This window comes from Sulfitobacter brevis (assembly GCF_900112755.1).
Classification (GTDB): Bacteria; Pseudomonadota; Alphaproteobacteria; order Rhodobacterales; family Rhodobacteraceae; genus Sulfitobacter; species Sulfitobacter brevis.
Genome location: NZ_FOMW01000010.1, coordinates 66,512 through 81,598 on the forward strand (window position 1 = coordinate 66,512; position 15,087 = coordinate 81,598).

Annotated in this window: 17 protein-coding genes and 1 other RNA gene; 8 read left to right on the forward strand and 10 right to left on the reverse strand. The window is 61.4% G+C overall.

The genetic code is table 11. The features are described from left to right. The first annotated feature begins 113 nt into the window (after nucleotides 1–113). From BM174_RS14195 to BM174_RS14215, 5 genes are all read left to right on the forward strand, one after another. On the forward strand, nucleotides 114–575 hold the full coding sequence (locus BM174_RS14195; RefSeq protein ID WP_093924517.1) for an Lrp/AsnC family transcriptional regulator: 462 nt from the start codon (nucleotides 114–116) through the stop codon (nucleotides 573–575). 172 nt (nucleotides 576–747) lie between these two features. Beyond that, nucleotides 748–1,446: a COQ9 family protein gene (locus BM174_RS14200; protein WP_093924518.1), complete on the forward strand. Its 699-nt coding sequence runs from the start codon at nucleotides 748–750 to the stop codon at nucleotides 1,444–1,446. An 82-nt stretch (nucleotides 1,447–1,528) separates the two neighbouring features. After that, entirely contained in the window at nucleotides 1,529–2,251 is a 723-nt protein-coding gene (locus BM174_RS14205; RefSeq protein ID WP_093924642.1) for an energy-coupling factor ABC transporter ATP-binding protein, read from the forward strand. Next, entirely contained in the window at nucleotides 2,226–2,825 is a 600-nt protein-coding gene (locus BM174_RS14210; RefSeq protein WP_093924643.1) for an energy-coupling factor transporter transmembrane component T family protein, read from the forward strand. Before BM174_RS14205 ends, BM174_RS14210 begins: the two co-directional genes overlap by 26 nt. 82 nt (nucleotides 2,826–2,907) lie before the next feature. Beyond that, a complete protein-coding gene (locus tag BM174_RS14215) occupies nucleotides 2,908–3,453 on the forward strand; it encodes a biotin transporter BioY (protein ID WP_093924519.1) in 546 nt (181 codons plus the stop codon). Here the strand turns inward: BM174_RS14215 and BM174_RS14220 are convergent. Both BM174_RS14220 and BM174_RS14225 read right to left on the reverse strand, forming a co-directional pair. After that, complete coding sequence (locus BM174_RS14220) at nucleotides 3,442–4,542, reverse strand: thiolase family protein (RefSeq protein ID WP_093924520.1); 1,101 nt, start codon at nucleotides 4,540–4,542, stop codon at nucleotides 3,442–3,444. The genes BM174_RS14215 and BM174_RS14220 overlap by 12 nt on opposite strands. Further along, entirely contained in the window at nucleotides 4,539–5,777 is a 1,239-nt protein-coding gene (locus BM174_RS14225; protein WP_093924521.1) for an AMP-binding protein, read from the reverse strand. The genes BM174_RS14220 and BM174_RS14225 overlap by 4 nt, the downstream gene beginning before the upstream one ends. Before the next feature lie 135 nt (nucleotides 5,778–5,912). Here BM174_RS14225 and BM174_RS14230 point away from each other — a divergent pair, with 135 nt between their 5' ends. After that, the gene (locus BM174_RS14230) at nucleotides 5,913–6,899 is read left to right on the forward strand and encodes an NAD(P)H-quinone oxidoreductase (RefSeq protein ID WP_093924522.1); all 987 of its coding nucleotides are present in this window, start codon (nucleotides 5,913–5,915) and stop codon (nucleotides 6,897–6,899) included. Nucleotides 6,900–7,059: 160 nt separating this feature from the next. Here the strand turns inward: BM174_RS14230 and BM174_RS14235 are convergent, their stop codons facing one another. The 3 genes from BM174_RS14235 to BM174_RS14245 form a co-directional block, all read right to left on the reverse strand. Next, the gene (locus tag BM174_RS14235) at nucleotides 7,060–8,313 is read right to left on the reverse strand and encodes a multidrug effflux MFS transporter (protein WP_093924523.1); all 1,254 of its coding nucleotides are present in this window, start codon (nucleotides 8,311–8,313) and stop codon (nucleotides 7,060–7,062) included. Continuing rightward, the gene (locus BM174_RS14240) at nucleotides 8,310–8,777 is read right to left on the reverse strand and encodes a MarR family winged helix-turn-helix transcriptional regulator (RefSeq protein WP_093924524.1); all 468 of its coding nucleotides are present in this window, start codon (nucleotides 8,775–8,777) and stop codon (nucleotides 8,310–8,312) included. The genes BM174_RS14235 and BM174_RS14240 overlap by 4 nt, the downstream gene beginning before the upstream one ends. A gap of 114 nt (nucleotides 8,778–8,891) precedes the next feature. Beyond that, nucleotides 8,892–9,536 (reverse strand): ribonuclease T2 family protein, encoded by a 645-nt coding sequence (locus BM174_RS14245; RefSeq protein WP_093924525.1) that lies wholly within the window; start codon nucleotides 9,534–9,536, stop codon nucleotides 8,892–8,894. Between the two features lie 125 nt (nucleotides 9,537–9,661). Between BM174_RS14245 and BM174_RS14250 the strand changes: the two genes are divergently transcribed. Further along, on the forward strand, nucleotides 9,662–10,438 hold the full coding sequence (locus BM174_RS14250; RefSeq protein WP_093924526.1) for a DUF1013 domain-containing protein: 777 nt from the start codon (nucleotides 9,662–9,664) through the stop codon (nucleotides 10,436–10,438). Between the two features lie 136 nt (nucleotides 10,439–10,574). Here BM174_RS14250 and recR read toward each other — a convergent pair whose 3' ends face one another. From recR to BM174_RS14270, 4 genes are all read right to left on the reverse strand, one after another. Then, a complete protein-coding gene (gene recR / locus BM174_RS14255) occupies nucleotides 10,575–11,168 on the reverse strand; it encodes a recombination mediator RecR (protein ID WP_093924527.1) in 594 nt (197 codons plus the stop codon). Between the two features lie 75 nt (nucleotides 11,169–11,243). Beyond that, nucleotides 11,244–11,588, reverse strand: a complete 345-nt coding sequence (locus BM174_RS14260) for a YbaB/EbfC family nucleoid-associated protein (RefSeq protein ID WP_093924528.1) — start codon at nucleotides 11,586–11,588, stop codon at nucleotides 11,244–11,246. Nucleotides 11,589–11,642: 54 nt separating this feature from the next. Further along, a complete protein-coding gene (locus BM174_RS14265; RefSeq protein ID WP_093924529.1) occupies nucleotides 11,643–13,391 on the reverse strand; it encodes a DNA polymerase III subunit gamma/tau in 1,749 nt (582 codons plus the stop codon). A 123-nt stretch (nucleotides 13,392–13,514) separates the two neighbouring features. Then, the gene (locus BM174_RS14270; protein ID WP_245766386.1) at nucleotides 13,515–13,820 is read right to left on the reverse strand and encodes a DUF202 domain-containing protein; all 306 of its coding nucleotides are present in this window, start codon (nucleotides 13,818–13,820) and stop codon (nucleotides 13,515–13,517) included. A gap of 120 nt (nucleotides 13,821–13,940) precedes the next feature. On the opposite strand from BM174_RS14270, the gene ypfJ reads away from it, so the two are divergent. Beyond that, nucleotides 13,941–14,783, forward strand: a complete 843-nt coding sequence (gene ypfJ / locus BM174_RS14275) for a KPN_02809 family neutral zinc metallopeptidase (protein WP_093924530.1) — start codon at nucleotides 13,941–13,943, stop codon at nucleotides 14,781–14,783. Nucleotides 14,784–14,871: 88 nt separating this feature from the next. Here ypfJ and ffs read toward each other — a convergent pair. Next, an RNA gene (gene ffs, locus BM174_RS14280) (signal recognition particle sRNA small type) lies at nucleotides 14,872–14,969 on the reverse strand. Nucleotides 14,970–15,087: the final 118 nt, after the last annotated feature.

A 15,087-nucleotide genomic window follows, 5' to 3' on the forward strand; every position in this document is an offset into this window, starting at 1 on the left:
GCCCTAGGGTAATGATAGCGCCCTGCAATTGGTGACGAATTAGGGTCGCCTCGGGTGTGATCTTTCGAATAGTATTGCGCAGAAAGCCACCTCAACGCGAAAGTTTTGCGCTTATGTCTTTGGACGAGATCGACCGCCGTATTTTGCGTGCCTTGCAGCGTAACGGCAGGCTCTCAAATGCCGACCTCTCGGAAGATGTGCATCTGTCCCCGTCGGCCTGTCACCGCCGCGTGCAACGGATGGAGAAAGCCGGCTATATCCGCGACTATGTGGCGCTGCTGGACCCGCGTAAATTGGGCATGCCGACGACGGTTTTTGTTGAGATTACCTTGCAGGGTCAAGCCGACGTAGTGCTTGATGCCTTTGAAAAGGCCGTGGCGCGGATACCTGACGTGTTGGAATGTCATCTGATGGCGGGGGCGGCGGATTACTTGTTGAAGGTCGTGGCCGAAGATACCGAGGATTTTGCCCGCATTCATCGCCAGCATCTCGCCCGCTTGCCAGGTGTCGGACAAATGCAATCGAGCTTTGCCCTGCGGACTGTGTGTAAAACCACCGCTTTGCCAATCACCTGACGCTGCTTCTCCCGAGCCCCAAAGCTGCTTGTGGTTTCCGCCGGATATATAGGGTAAGGTTGCGAGGAATTTCCGGCAATCTGCGCATCGCACCCTATATCAAATTTGCCACCCTATCGCGGGCGCCATTGCTGTCCTCACGCTCCGCTGCCCTCTCGTAAAGGAGACCGACATGACCGAGTCCTTGCCGAATCCCAAAGACAAGCTGCTCGATGCGGCGCTGCCACATGTGCCCTTTGATGGCTGGGCCGAGGCCACATTTACTGCCGCAATCGAAGATGCTGGCATAGATGCGGCAGTGGCGCGGGCGCTGTGCCCGCGCGGCGCGGTCGATCTGGCGGTGGCCTATCACAAACGCGGCGACACGCTGATGCTGGACTGGCTGAAAACCGCAGACTTGACCGAGATGAAATTCCGCGACCGGATCACCGCTGCGCTACGCAAGCGGCTAGAACTGGTGGAGGACCGTGAGTTGGTGCGCCGTGGCACGACGCTTTTTGCACTGCCGCAACATGCGCCCGATGGGGCCAAGCTGATCTGGGGCACGGCGGATGCGATCTGGACCGCGCTGGGCGACACCTCGGACGACGTGAACTGGTACACCAAACGCGCCACGCTGAGCGGGGTGTATTCGGCCACCGTGCTTTATTGGCTGGGCGATAACAGTGCCGATCAGGTTGCGACGTGGGCCTTCCTTGATCGCCGGATTAACGATGTGATGCAGATCGAAAAGTTGAAAGCACAGGTGCGGGAAAGTCCGACGCTCAGCCGTTTGATGGCGGGGCCGAACTGGCTGCTGGGTCAGATCAAGGCACCGTCCCGCTTCTCCCGCTCGGACTATCCCGGGTCATGGACACCACCACGGCCCTGAGGCACGCCCAGCCTTTTCCCCACCCGCCGCGCCTGTTAGAGCAGGCGCATCCAGATAAACGGCAACTAAGGTGGCAGGCAGGGTGGCGGAACTGATCGAGATTTCGGGCGCGTCCTATGCGCCCTCCGGCGTGCCTGTGCTGGACGACATCACCTTTAGCAGTTCCGCGCGGCGTATCGGCATCGTCGGGCGCAACGGCTCGGGCAAGACCAGTTTCGCGCGGCTGCTTGCGGGGCTGATCGCTGCGGACCGTGGCAGCGTTCGGGTCGCGAGCGCCGATGTGGCGCGCGACCGCAAAGCCGCGCTGGGGGCGGTCGGTATTCTGTTTCAAAACCCTGACCACCAGATCATCTTTCCGACCGTACAAGAGGAAATCGCTTTCGGTCTGCTCCAGATGGGCCAATCGAAATTCGATGCGGCGAAGGGCGTCGCAGGTATTCTGACCCGCTTTGGCAAAACCCACTGGGCCGGGGCCGCCATCTACCGTTTGTCACAGGGCCAGCGGCAGTTGGTCTGCCTGATGTCTGTGCTGGCGATGCAGCCGAAGGTGATTGTGCTTGATGAACCCTTTGCCGGATTGGACATTCCGACGGCGGCGCATCTGACGCGTGTTTTGGCGGGGGTTGATGCGACCCTCGTGCAGATCACCCATGATCCGGCCAGCTTGCAAGGCTATGACCGTGTCCTCTGGCTCGAAGCGGGGCGGGTGGCGCAGGACGGCGTGGCGGCGGACGTGCTGGCGGAATTCAGTCAAGCGATGCAGCAGTTGGGGGAAGATGATGATCTCTCTGACCTCGCCCGTTAAAACCCGCGCCCATAGCTGGCCAGCGGGTCTCAAGCTGGGCGCGCTCTGCCTTGCCACAATGGCGTTGTTTGCTGCGGGTGACATTGCTTGGCATCTCGGGTTTGCCGCCTTTGCAGTGTTGCTCTACGCGTTGCCCGGATCGCTGTTTATGCGCGAGGGACTGCGGCGGCTTTGGGCGCTTTGGCCGTTTGTGGTGCTTGTCGTCGGGTGGCACTTGTTGACGGATGACGTGACCAAGGGGGCGGTGATCGCCCTGCGCATGCTAACAGCCGTCGGGCTTGCTAATCTTGTGACCATGACCACAACGCTGCGCGATATGATGGGCGTTGTGCGCTGGTTGCTGACCCCGCTGCGCTGGCTTGGCGTCAATACGGGCGCGATCGAGATTGCGGTGGCGCTGGTGATCCGCTTTACACCCGTATTGGCCGAGAAGGGCCAGATGCTCGCGATGGCATGGCGCGCCCGCTCACCGCGCTCTGTCCGTTGGCACATTATTGCGCCGTTTGCGGTGCTGGCGATTGATGATGCCGATCACGTGGCCGAGGCATTGCGCGCGCGCGGCGGCTTGGCCTAGTTCGCTCCCGTTTGATCTCAGTTGACGGCCCTCGCGGCGCTGTTTACCGATCCGCCACAACACCATTCACAAGGAATTCCCGATGGAACGTTCTGTTACCCTGATTGCCATGTTTGCCGCCCTTATTGCTGCCTTGGGCCTGATCCCGCAGTTCACCCTTGCCTTCGGAGTGCCGATCACCGCGCAGACCCTTGGTGTAATGCTCTGCGGCACCGTGCTCGGCGCGTGGCGCGGCACTCTGGCCGTTTTGCTGTTTTTGGCACTGGTCGCCTTGGGCTTGCCGCTGCTTGCAGGCGGGCGCGGTGGCCTGGGAGTGTTCACCTCTCCGACTGTCGGGTTCCTGATCGGCTGGCCGATCGCTGCCTTCGCCGCAGGTCTCTTTATGCACCTGTTCCGGCAGATACCTGTCGGTCTCGCGGCGGGTATTGCATCTGTGTTGGGCGGTATCGTGGTCCTTTATGTCTTTGGCATAGCAGGCCTGATGGTTGTGCTCGACAAGACCGCTCTTGAAGCCACGGCACTGGTCTCGGCCTTCATTCCGGGTGATCTGATCAAAGCGGTTCTGGCAGGTTTCATCACCCAAGGCTTGGCCCGCGCCCGCCCCGACGCGCTGTTGTCACGCGCCTAAGATGACTGCGCTGCCGATCCCTCCGGCAGCTGCAATCGCTGCAAGCCCTGTTCCGCCCGTTTGCGAAAGCGTGTGGAACAGGCGCACTGCGTTGATTGCGCCCGACGCGCCGATCGGGTGGCCCCGCGCCAAGGCTCCGCCGCCGCGATTAATGATCGTGGGGTCAAGGCCCGCAAGTCGGACACAGGCGATGGCTTGCACCGCATAAGCCTCCATAATCTCCGCAGCATCCAGGGCGTCGACTGACCGCTCCGCTTTTTCCAACGCGGCTTTGATTGCCGCCACTGGCGCCAAACCGGGCACTGTGGGGTCGCCCCCCAGTGTCGCGCCGGCCAAAATCTTGACCTTGAAGCTGCTAAACCGCGCCGCAATTTTCTCGGAAACGACCACGCAAAAGGCTGCGCCATCTGCGGCCACAGCCGCATTTGCTGCTGTGATACAGCCCGTCACTACCGGCGCACGTACGCAGAGCCGCGCGGTCATGCGCCGCGCAAAGGGGTCCCGGTCAAGCGCAAGAAGCGGGACCATCTCCGCTCTGTTAAATTGTGTCGCCAACGCCCGCTCATGACTGGTGATCACCCAATCATCCTGCGTTTGCCGTGAGATGCCGAGCGCTTCGGCCAAGTCTGCGGCCGCCTCGGCCATATCAGGGTCGCGGTCCGGCCAAGGCGTAAAGGGAGCCTGATCATAGGGTTCGGGTGCGCGCCCGTCCGCAAAGGTTTGTAGGCGCAGCGGACGGCGCGAATAGCTTTCGGCGCCGCCCGCCACGACAACATCTGCAGCGCCGCTCTCCACCATTTGCTGCGCCAGCAGTACGGCATCCAGCCCACCCGCGCATTGGCGATCAATGCTCAGACCCGCGACCCGTGTCGGCAGGCCCGCCGCAAGTGCCGCAATACGGGCGGGATTGCCCCCCATGCCTAGCGCATTGCTTAAGATCACCTCATCCACCACGTCGGTCGGCAACCCCGCAAGGTTGAGAGCCTGTGAGATCACCGGCGCGGCCAACTCATGGAGCGCCAGTTTGGCCAAGGCGCCGCCTCGCGGTGCCACAGGGCTGCGACAAGCGCTGAGAATAAATGCAGTCATTCCGAAGCCTCCAACCAACGGGCGAGTGCGGCGAGATCGGGTTTGCCAGACGGCAGGACCGGAAACGGGTCGACATGGCGCAATCGTTGCGGCGAGATGAGCGCACCATGGCGGCGACGGCAGGCATCGAGAATTGCCGCGTCGCGCAAGGGGTCTGCTGCGCCTGCAATTACCGCGACCAACCGATGCCCGCGCAGACGATCCGGCACCGGTAGAACCGCGCAATCAGTAACATCGGGGAATGCTGCGATGGTGGCTTCAATGGCTTCGGGAAACACGTTTTGGTCGGAAATCGTGACCATGCGCGACCGCCTGCCAGTCAGCCAAAGAAAGCCTGTGTCGTCGAGCCGCCCGATCTCCCCGACGCTGAGCGCATCCCCGTCCCAGCGGGTATCGAGGCTGCTGCCAAGCGCATAGCCTTTAAACAGATAAGGGCTGCGCACCCAAACTTCGCCGGTGTCACGGGACAGGTTCCCAGCACTGTCCCTGATCTCAATCTCGACTAGCGGATAAGCGCGCCCGACCGAGCCAGACGGGGTGGCGCTGTCGGCAAGTGTGATAAAGCTGGTCTCCGCTGAGCCGTAAAACTCATGGAGCACGGCGTTCGGGCATAGCGCTTGCGTCGCCGTACGGGTCGCAGCGTCGAGATGGCCACCGCCGCAGAGGACCAGCCGCATCGCGGCCAAGGGCCGCAGTCCCGCCCCCTGGGCAAGCACCCGCAACTGGGTCGGCGTGGCATAGAGAATGCTCACGCCAGCGTCTCGCAATGCGGCGCGCTGTTTGGCGGCCGCCAGCCCCGCAAGCAGATGGACATCAAGGCCCAAGTGCAGCCCCTCAAGCACCGCATAAAGCGACAGCGAGTGGGTCAGCCGCCCTAGCACCGCCGTGCTGTCCTCGGCGTTTAACCCAAAGCGAGCGGCGTTGATCTGAAAACTCGCGATCCACGATGCCTGGCTGCGCCGAATTGCCTTGGGCGCCCCTGTAGACCCCCCCGAAAGCGTCAGAAAATCGCCCCTCTGAGCTTGCAGATCTGACGCCAATGCGCCCTCGGCCACACAAAAAGCCGTGCCGTCCCCCAGCAACGCCCCGAGGGCCGTCATTGCGGCAAGGTCATCCTGCGCGTCGATCGCATGGAGCCGATCCGCAGCAGGCTGCTGGGCAGGTCGCGCCAACGGCACCCCGCCGACAAATGCAGCAGCCCTCTGGTGCCAGTGAAAACATCCGGTGGCTGTCATGCAATATTCCCGTGCTGCGCTGCGCTTAACCCTATCAAACTTTGCACGCCGTGACCAAGGTCGCTGATTCGGGGTGTCGGTCGGCGTAGCAGGTCGTATGTTGCGGACAAATGTAGAAAAACCGGAGGAACGAAAATGGCCGAAATGATGCGCGTGATCGAGATCAGCGAAAGCGGCGGGCCAGAGGTGCTGAAGCCCGCCCAGCGCCCGATGCCCGAGCCCAAACAAGGGCAGGTGGTGATCAAGGTCGCCTATGCGGGCGTGAACCGCCCTGACGCGCTGCAACGCGCGGGCATGTACGCGCCGCCCCCCACTGCCAGCGATTTGCCAGGGTTGGAGGCTTCGGGCGAGGTCGTAGCAATTGGCTCCGGCGTTACTGGCGTCGCGGTGGGCGATCAGGTCTGTGCTTTATTGCCAGGCGGTGGCTATGCCGAATACGTCGCCACAGCGGCTGCACATTGTTTGCCAGTCCCTGCGGGCATGGGCATGAAGGAAGCCGCCTGCCTGCCCGAAACGTTCTTTACGGTTTGGTCCAACGTCTTCATGCGCGGTGGCCTGAAAGCAGGCGAGCGGTTCTTGGTTCACGGGGGGTCGTCCGGCATCGGTACGACTGCAATCCAGCTTGCCCATGCTTTCGGCGCACGGGTTTTTGCCACAGCCGGGACAGACTCCAAATGCGCTGCATGCATGTCACTAGGGGCCGAAGCCGCGATTAACTACCGCGACACTGACTTTGTCGAAGTGCTCAAAGCCGAGGGCGGGGCGGATCTGATTCTGGACATGGTGGGCGGATCGTACATTCCGCGCAATATCGCGTCGCTGGCTGAAGATGGCCGTTTGGTACAGATCGCGTTCCTACAGGGGCCGAAGGTCGAGATGAACTTTGCCACCCTGATGACGCGTCGGTTGACGATGACAGGCTCTACGCTGCGCCCACAAAGCGATCTGGCGAAGGCCCGCATTGCGCAAGAATTGCGTGAAGCTGTCTGGCCGTTGCTGGCCTCGGGGCGCGTCGCGCCAGTGATGGACAGCGAGTATGATCTGGATGCGGCCCATGAGGCGCATGCCCGCATGGAAACTAGCGGGCACATCGGCAAGATCGTCCTGAAAGTGGCTGGCTGAGATACGGGCTCTCGGTACTGAGTTCAACGCCGCTCCGGTGGTTTGGCATGGCGCGGCGGGGCATTAGGCCCCCGCCGCGCGACATCTGTAAAATTGCCCCGAAACCGCCTGACAACGCCGCTGTACGATGGTCACGTAACTCCAAGGACAGTTCGGGCCCCTATTCCGCTGGGGTAGGAAGCTTGGCCGCCGGGGCTTGTGCCCCGTCCGGTGTTGCAGCGTCGGGAGCCACCTCCCTGACGCGCAGGTGGATGAGGTAGGACAGACAGGCCGCGACCCCCATTAGCGGGATGAATATGCCCATGGCGACCAATGTATCGCCAAGCAACGCGCCAAGGCTACCCATTAGCAAGCCCGCGCCCATCTGGAAAAATCCCATCAAGGCTGCGGCGGCGCCTGCGGTGCGCGTGAAGGGCGCAAGCGCGGCGGTCGACATCGCCGGCATCACCAGCGCGATGCCACAGGCATAGATCGCCACCGGTACCATGACGTGCAGAAAGCTCGGTGGCCACAATAGCAAGGTCGCGGTGCCAGCGGAGCCTGCAAGGATGAAGACCAGTCCGGGCGCGACCAAACGGTCCGCGCCAATGCGGGCAATAAGCTGGCGGGCGACTAGGGAGGCGACGAAAAAGCTGCCCGATTGCGCCAACATCGCAAGGCCGAATTGCTGGGGGCTTAGCCCGAGATCGTTCATCAGGATGAAGGGCAGGAAGGTTGCTTGGGCATAGATTGCGCCCAAGGCTCCGGCGATAACGCCCGAGGCGGTTACGAAATGCGCGTTGCCGAGCACATTGCGGTAGCTGCCTGCGAGCGTTTTGAAATTAAGACGTTTGCGGTCCGCGACGACGGTCTCAGCCATGCAGAAGTAGACGGTCGCGATGACGCCGAGGCCGATGGCCAGCATCACCACAAACAGCGACCGCCAGCCGAAAACCCAGAGGATCAATCCGCCAAGCGTGGGTGCGAATGCGGGGCCAAGTGCCAGAACAATGCCGATCAAGTTCATGATCCGTGACGACTGATCGCGGGTAAACAAATCGCGCACCAGCGCCCGCGACGTGGCAACCCCGACGGAGGCACCCACGCCTTGGATGAAGCGCGCGAGGATCAGCACAGTCATCGTCGGGGCGAAAAGCGCCAGCAAGCTGCCCGCGCAATAGAGCGCCATGAAGGCAATGGTCACGGGGCGGCGGCCCAGCACATCCGACAGCGGGCCTGCCACGAGTTGCGCAAAGGCAAAGCCGCCGAAATAGAGCGTCAGGGTGAGTTTCACCACCGAGTCGGTCGAGCCGAAGGCGGTCACAAGCTCGGTCATCGCGGGCGTATATAGCGCCATCGAGACAGGGCCGACAGCGACGAGAAGCGCGCCCAAAAGGCTGACGCGGCGTTCTGACATGATGGGCTTGGCGGTCATTTCGAGGATCCTTCAGCGGGCGGCTGGCTGGTGCTGCCGAGATTATCGCGCAGGGCGAGGGCGGCGCGGTGGAACGCATCCTGATCGGAAGGGGCAACGCCAGCCATTGCCGTGGCGCGGACCTTCTGGCCTGCCTGCGCAATTGGCGTGAGCAGGGCGGTGCCAGTATCGGTGAGGGTAACCCGCTTGGCGCGGCGGTCTTGCGGGTCGGGGCCGCGGGTGATCATGCCTGCCGCTTCCAGACTGTCGAGAAAGCTGGTGACGCTCATCGGAGACATGCCCATCCGGTCTGCCAACACGGTCTGGCGGATGCCGTCGCAGCGCGCGATATGGGCCAACACACGGGCCTCGGCCGGGGTCACAGGTACACCAGCGCGCTCAATCTCACGCTCGAAATTCCGGCGCAGCAGACGCGCGATGTCGGTGATTAGAAAACCGAAGGTGTCAGGGCCAAGAGGGGGCATGCAATTTCCAGATTATACTAAGGTAGGCTTAATATATGCCGGGCGTTTTAAATTCAAGGGGGGGCGAGGGCGTGCAAGAGGTCACTTTGAGCCCCCAGCTAGCCGCCAGTGACTTCAGCGTAGCGGCGCAAAGAGCGCATTTTTCATGCGGCAATCGCGTACGACATCTTGCCCACACGGCACGGGGTCAAGGCTGCGCGACAGGCAAATACGGACTTCCTGAATATGTGCATCGCGGCAGGTCACGGTGACGCCGTCAGGCTCCATCGTCGGGTTGGCCTTGAGGAAAGCTTCTTCCACGACCGAGGCGGGCAGTTTGACGAGCTTGTCGAGCTGTCGGAAGACCGCGGGGCGGCTAATTTTATGATAGGCCGCTCGCGAAAGCGCGAAGTAACCCTCGGCTGACAATCCGGTGCAGGTGCCATGTTTTTTCCATTGATGCCATGCGAGGCCACTTGTGCCCATGATATCGGCCATCGCAGATGTCATGCTGCGGGAGGGAGGACGCTCGGCGGTTTGGCAGTAGGATGGATATCCGCGGTTATACTGTGGCCAGAGGCCATGCAGTACCCAGCCGTGGCCGGTGTCTTCGGCGCATTGCGGTGACCTGCGCGCATCGCCTTCAAGGCGGCACCAGTTGGGGGACCAGCTTAGCGAGACGACGAAGTAGTCAAACGCGCCAGCGCGGTTCGATTGGGCCGAAGCAGGGCCTGCACAGAGCAGCGTCAAGGATATGAGCAGGGCGAGCAGCTTGTGCATTGGGGCTTTCCTTATTGGCGTGTAATTAGTATATAGCCCCTAAGTTCCCCGACAATGGAAACCATCCCGGCCCGCCGGGACAGCCTTTCAGGCGACGGGGAAGGTACGTTTCAAGGAGAGATCAAATGGCAAAACCGATCATGGCAAAAGCCACTGCTGTCTGGCTGGTCGATAACACCACCATCAGCTTCGGCCAGATCGCCGATTTTGTAGGGATGCACGAGCTTGAGGTGCAGGGCATCGCGGACGGCGATGTGGCACAGGGTGTGAAAGGGTTCGATCCGCTCACCAACAACCAGCTGACTCAAGAAGAGATCGACGCCGCGCAGAACAATCCGCGCCACAAGATCCAGCTTAAGTTCAATGCTTCTGCACAGGGTGAGGAAAAGCGGCGCGGACCGCGTTATACGCCACTGTCCAAGCGTCAGGACCGTCCGGCATCGATCCTTTGGTTGGTGAAGTTTCACCCCGAATTGTCCGACGGTCAGGTCAGCAAGCTGGTCGGTACGACCAAGCCGACCATTCAAGCGATCCGCGAGCGCACGCATTGGAATATTTCCAACATCCAACCCATCGATCCGGTCGCTTTGGGGCTGTGCAAACAGTCGGAGCTTGACGCTGCTGTGCAAAAAGCTGCTGCCAAGAAGTTGGCTGCTGGCGAGGTCATGACGGATGACGAACGCCGCAAGCTGGTCAGCACCGAGCAGAGCCTCGGGATGGACACAGAGCCGCGCATGCCGACCGCCATCGAAGGGCTGGAGACGTTTACGCTGTCCGGCAACGATGACGACGATGAGGACAAGATCGACAACGGCAACTACAAAGACGCCGACAGCTTCTTCACCTTGCCAGAAGGCAGCGATGATGAAGATGACGACGAGGATGAATCCTCGAAGCGTTAAGCTGTATCGCTGACTTTTCTGTCGGTTTTCATCATTTGATATTGAGGGCGCAGGGCATCAGTCTTGCGCCCTTTTCTATGGCGCCGATGGCTGCTTCCCGCGATCCAGAACGAAAGATATGTCTGATTTGCGGTCTTCAGAGCGCTTTGCGGGCGCGCAATGCGGCAGTGATGGTGCCATCGTCGAGGTAGTCCAGCTCGCCGCCAATCGGCACACCTTGAGCGAGCGAGGTCTTCTTGACCCGCGCGCCAAGTTCGTCGGCGATGTAATGCGCGGTGGTCTGGCCATCGATCGTGGCGTTGAGCGCAAGAATGACTTCAGTGATATTCTCGGTGGCGACACGGTCGATCAAGCGCGGAATGCGCAGCTCATGCGGGCCAACGGCATCAAGCGCCGACAGGGTGCCGCCCAGCACGTGGTAGCGGCCTTTGAAAACGCCCGAACGTTCCATCGCCCAAAGATCGGCGACATCCTCGACCACGCAAATCTCGCCGTTAGCGCGCTTCTCCGAGGCGCAGATATCGCAGAGGTCAGCGGTGCCGATATTGCCGCAGTTGAGGCACTCCCGCGCCGTGGCCGCGACGGTCTGCATCATATCCGCGAGCGGCGACAGCAAAATGCCGCGCTTGCGGATCAGGTGCAGGACCGCGCGGCGTGCCGAGCGCGGCCCTAGGCCCGGCAGTTTTGCCATCATCTCGATCAGGGCGTCAATGTCGCGGGTTGAGCTCAAACGGCTGGTCCTGTCGGAATGTTGGAGGCCTGCGGCGCGAGTTTACCCAGCCAAATGAGCCGGATGCGGTGCCGGTTAGAATGGCAGTTTCATATCTGCGGGCAGGCCGAGACCTTCGGTGATCTTGCGCATCTCTTCTTGGGCACGGTCGGAGGCTTTAGATTGCGCGTCCTTGATGGCCGCAAGGATCAGGTCCTCGACGACTTCTTTGTCATCGCCGTTGAAAATTGAGGGATCGATATCAAGCGCTTTGAGTTCGCCTTTGGCTGTGGCGGTCGCCTTTACAAGGCCCGCACCGGATTCGCCGGTTACGAGGATATTCGACATCTCGTCCTGCATCTGGGCCATCTTGCCCTGCATTTCTTGTGCTTTTTTCATCATTCCGGCCATATCGCCGAGGCCGCCCAGTCCTTTGAACATCGTCTGTCTCCTGATCTTGTGCTTTGGTTTATATGTGGCCGAGGGGGCGGGGGATCAACCGTCTTCGAACGGATCCCATTCATCTTCCACTTCCGGCAGGGCTTGGGTGATCGCTTCGGCGGCGATCTGCTCGGGGGTGCGGATGTTAATAATTTTCGCCCCCGGGAAGGTTGCAAGCACTGCCTGCATCAGCGGATGGGCTTCGGCATCAGCGCGCAGGGCGTTATCATGGGCATCGCGGATTTCGGCGATGGTTTTAGCCGTACTATCGTTGACGATGGTGACGGCCCAGCGGTTGCCAGTCCAGAGTTGCAGGCGGGCGCCCATGCGTTGGGCAAGATCACGCGGGGCGCTGTCGGTCGGGGTGAATTCGATCCGGCCCGGTTGATAGGCCGCGAGGCGCAGGGTGGTTTCGACCTCAACCAAAAGCTTCACATCGCGGTTGGTGCGGATCAGTTCGATCACATGCTCGAAGGTCGGAAAGCGTGCGAGAGCGGCGTCGACATCATGGGCGAGCGCCGTGGTTTGGCCGCTTGCGTTAGGGGCGGAGGCCCGTGGCGCCTGTGATTGTGCCACGGCCTGCGCACCACCGTTCGCTGCCGCAGCGCCACCACTGCCGCCGCCAGGCAGGGGCGCGGGCGGGGTGGCGTTTTGCAGTTTGCGCACCAGTTCTTCGGGGCTGGGCAGATCGGCGACATGGGTCAGGCGAATCACGGCCATTTCCGCGGCCATCATCGCATTGGGCGCGCTTGCGACCTCGTCCAGCGCCTTGAGAAGCATTTGCCACAGCCGCGTCAGCACCCGCATCGGCAGGGCTTCGGCCATGTGCAGGCCACGGGCGCGTTCCTCGGGCGAGACGGTGGGGTCTTCGGCGGCTTCGGGGGTGATCTTTACCACGCTGACCCAATGGGTGATTTCGGCCAGATCGCGCAGCACGGCCATCGGGTCGGCACCGTCAGAATATTGCGCCGAAAGCTCGGTCAGGGCGCTGGCAGCATCGCCACGCAAGATCATGTCGAAGAGATCGAGCACGCGACCACGATCCGCGAGGCCAAGCATCGCGCGGACCTGCATCGCGGTGGTTTCCCCGGCGCCGTGACTGATCGCCTGATCAAGCAAGGAGGTGGCGTCGCGGGCAGAGCCTTCGGCGGCGCGGGTGATCAGCGCCAGCGCGTCATCAGCGATTTCAGCGCCTTCAGACGCGGCGATCTTTTGCAGCAGGGCAATCATTACGTCGGGTTCAATTCGCCGCAGATCGAAACGTTGGCAGCGCGACAGCACGGTGACCGGCACCTTGCGGATTTCGGTCGTCGCCATGATGAATTTGGTATGGGGGGGCGGCTCTTCGAGAGTTTTCAGCAGTGCGTTGAAGGCCGCCGTGGAAAGCATGTGCACTTCGTCGATGATGAAGATCTTGTAGCGGCCTTCGGCGGGGCGTGTGTTCGCCATCGCGTTCAGGTCGCGGATATTGTCCACGCCGGTGGAGGAGGCGGCGTCAATCTCCAGCACATCGAAAAACCGGCCCTCGGCGATGCCGATACAGGGTTTGCACTGACCGCAGGGTGTGGTGGTCGGCCCGCCGTTGCCGTCCAGCCCGATGCAGTTCATGCCCTTTGCGATGATCCGTGCCGTGGTGGTTTTGCCGGTGCCGCGGATGCCTGTCATGATGAAGGCCTGTGCGATGCGGTCCGCCTCGAAGGCGTTCTTAAGGGTGCGCACCATCGCGTCTTGGCCGACCAGATCGGCAAAGGTTTCGGGCCGGTATTTGCGGGCCAGCACGCGGTAGGCAGTTGTATCGGTCATGGGGTTCCGTTCGCGGATTCGCCTGAGGCCCCAACTTAGGCATTCTGCCCTGCCGCGTCCACCGCAGCAGCGGCGTTAACCCTTGATTTGGGAGATGCGATCAAAGTTTACGGGCGCCCCTGCTCAGAGCATCCACAATATGGCACCGACCGCAACGGAGGCGAAGCTGAAAATAACTGCAAGAGCGCGCATTCGGCCATTCGGCTGCGCGTTGGCATTGTGGTCATTCAGCCTGTCGAGTGTTTTTGTCGCGGCATCATGCGCGGCCCAAAAGATATAGATCGCAGCAACCACAAAAATGGTCGCGACTGCCTTGGCGGCCCAAGTCGGGTCAAAATCGCCGAACACGGCCTTAAGCCCGATCGCCACGGCCAGCGACGCCATACCTGTGCGCAGCCAGCCAGCGAAGGTACGCTCGTTGGCGAGGATTGTACGGTCCTCGGCCTAGTTGGTGCGGCTTTCGGCTAGATCATTTTTATCCGTCATTGAACTATTGTGCGGTCTGCGCGTTGGCATGACAATGTTATTTGACACATCGGGGGAAAGTTCATGCGGCTTCGGGGCATTCGGCGGAGTAACAACGTAGAGGTCCGCCGTGGCGGCGGTGGCATGGGCGGCAAGGCTGGCGGGCTTGGGGTTGTGGGCGTGCTTGCGGTTATGGCAATCGGCTATTTCACTGGCATTGATGTGACCCCGTTGCTGACCGGAAGCGGATCGCCGCAAACCCAGCAGAGCACCCCAGTGAGCGAAAGCGATGACCGCGCGACGCAATTTTCCGCTCAGGTTCTTGCGACGACCGAAGATGTCTGGTCGCAGGTTTTCGAACAGCAATTGGGCGAAACCTATGTGCCGCCAAAGCTGGTTATTTTCTCCAACGTCACCAGCAGCCCCTGTGGCGGAGCGTCGGGTGCGACAGGGCCGTTTTACTGCCCAGCAGATAGCAAAGCCTATCTCGACACGTCATTTTTCACTATGTTGAGCGAGCGCATGGGCGCCGAGGGCGACTTCGCCGCCGCCTATGTGATTGCCCATGAGGTTGCGCATCATGTGCAGAACGAAATCGGTGTTCTGCCCAAGGTGAACGCCGCACGGCAGAGCGCCTCGGAGCGGGAGGCTAATGCGCTGACGGTCCGGCTTGAATTGATGGCCGATTGTTTTGCGGGCATCTGGGGCGCGAATGTGAAGGGGCTGTTGGAAAAAGGCGACGTTGACGAGGCGCTGAATGCGGCGCGCAAAATCGGTGATGATTACCTGCAAAAACAGGCCGGTCGGGTGCCGAACCCGCATACTTTCACCCACGGCACCTCCGAGCAGCGCTCGCGTTGGTTTGCCAAGGGGTTTGACAGCGGCCAGATGGATTCCTGCGATACTTTTGCGACGAATAATCTGTAAGCGGATGGTGTTGAGAGGGCTTTGCCCTTTCGGCAGCATCCTGCGGATGCGCCTGTCGGGTTCTTCCACTTGCACTGCAAACGGGTTTAGGTGAGAGATTGATAACGACCCAAGCGGGACCCGTTACGGCTGCTTCCTTCCGGATCTGACCGGGTTGGCGAGGCGCCTGCCCGCACCAACCTCTCAAGGCCCATATAGGACGCTGAACTCGCGAGTGCAAGCCTCGGAGGTTCAGGGGAAATGCCAAGCTTGCATGGCCTAAGTGCAGGCGCTTTGGCCGCCGCCGGTTAGGTCTCCGTCAATA

Bases quoted from the DNA above. Each gene is read 5' to 3' on its own strand.
- BM174_RS14195 (WP_093924517.1), top strand. From the start codon at position 114: ATGTCTTTGGACGAGATCGACCGCCGTATTTTGCGTGCCTTGCAGCGT.
- BM174_RS14200 (WP_093924518.1), top strand. From the start codon at position 748: ATGACCGAGTCCTTGCCGAATCCCAAAGACAAGCTGCTCGATGCGGCG.
- BM174_RS14210 (WP_093924643.1), top strand. From the start codon at position 2,226: ATGATCTCTCTGACCTCGCCCGTTAAAACCCGCGCCCATAGCTGGCCA.
- BM174_RS14215 (WP_093924519.1), top strand. From the start codon at position 2,908: ATGGAACGTTCTGTTACCCTGATTGCCATGTTTGCCGCCCTTATTGCT.
- BM174_RS14220 (WP_093924520.1), bottom strand. From the start codon at position 4,542: ATGACTGCATTTATTCTCAGCGCTTGTCGCAGCCCTGTGGCACCGCGA.
- BM174_RS14225 (WP_093924521.1), bottom strand. From the start codon at position 5,777: ATGACAGCCACCGGATGTTTTCACTGGCACCAGAGGGCTGCTGCATTT.
- BM174_RS14230 (WP_093924522.1), top strand. From the start codon at position 5,913: ATGGCCGAAATGATGCGCGTGATCGAGATCAGCGAAAGCGGCGGGCCA.
- BM174_RS14235 (WP_093924523.1), bottom strand. From the start codon at position 8,313: ATGACCGCCAAGCCCATCATGTCAGAACGCCGCGTCAGCCTTTTGGGC.
- BM174_RS14240 (WP_093924524.1), bottom strand. From the start codon at position 8,777: ATGCCCCCTCTTGGCCCTGACACCTTCGGTTTTCTAATCACCGACATC.
- BM174_RS14245 (WP_093924525.1), bottom strand. From the start codon at position 9,536: ATGCACAAGCTGCTCGCCCTGCTCATATCCTTGACGCTGCTCTGTGCA.
- BM174_RS14250 (WP_093924526.1), top strand. From the start codon at position 9,662: ATGGCAAAACCGATCATGGCAAAAGCCACTGCTGTCTGGCTGGTCGAT.
- BM174_RS14260 (WP_093924528.1), bottom strand. From the start codon at position 11,588: ATGTTCAAAGGACTGGGCGGCCTCGGCGATATGGCCGGAATGATGAAA.
- BM174_RS14265 (WP_093924529.1), bottom strand. From the start codon at position 13,391: ATGACCGATACAACTGCCTACCGCGTGCTGGCCCGCAAATACCGGCCC.
- ypfJ (WP_093924530.1), top strand. From the start codon at position 13,941: ATGCGGCTTCGGGGCATTCGGCGGAGTAACAACGTAGAGGTCCGCCGT.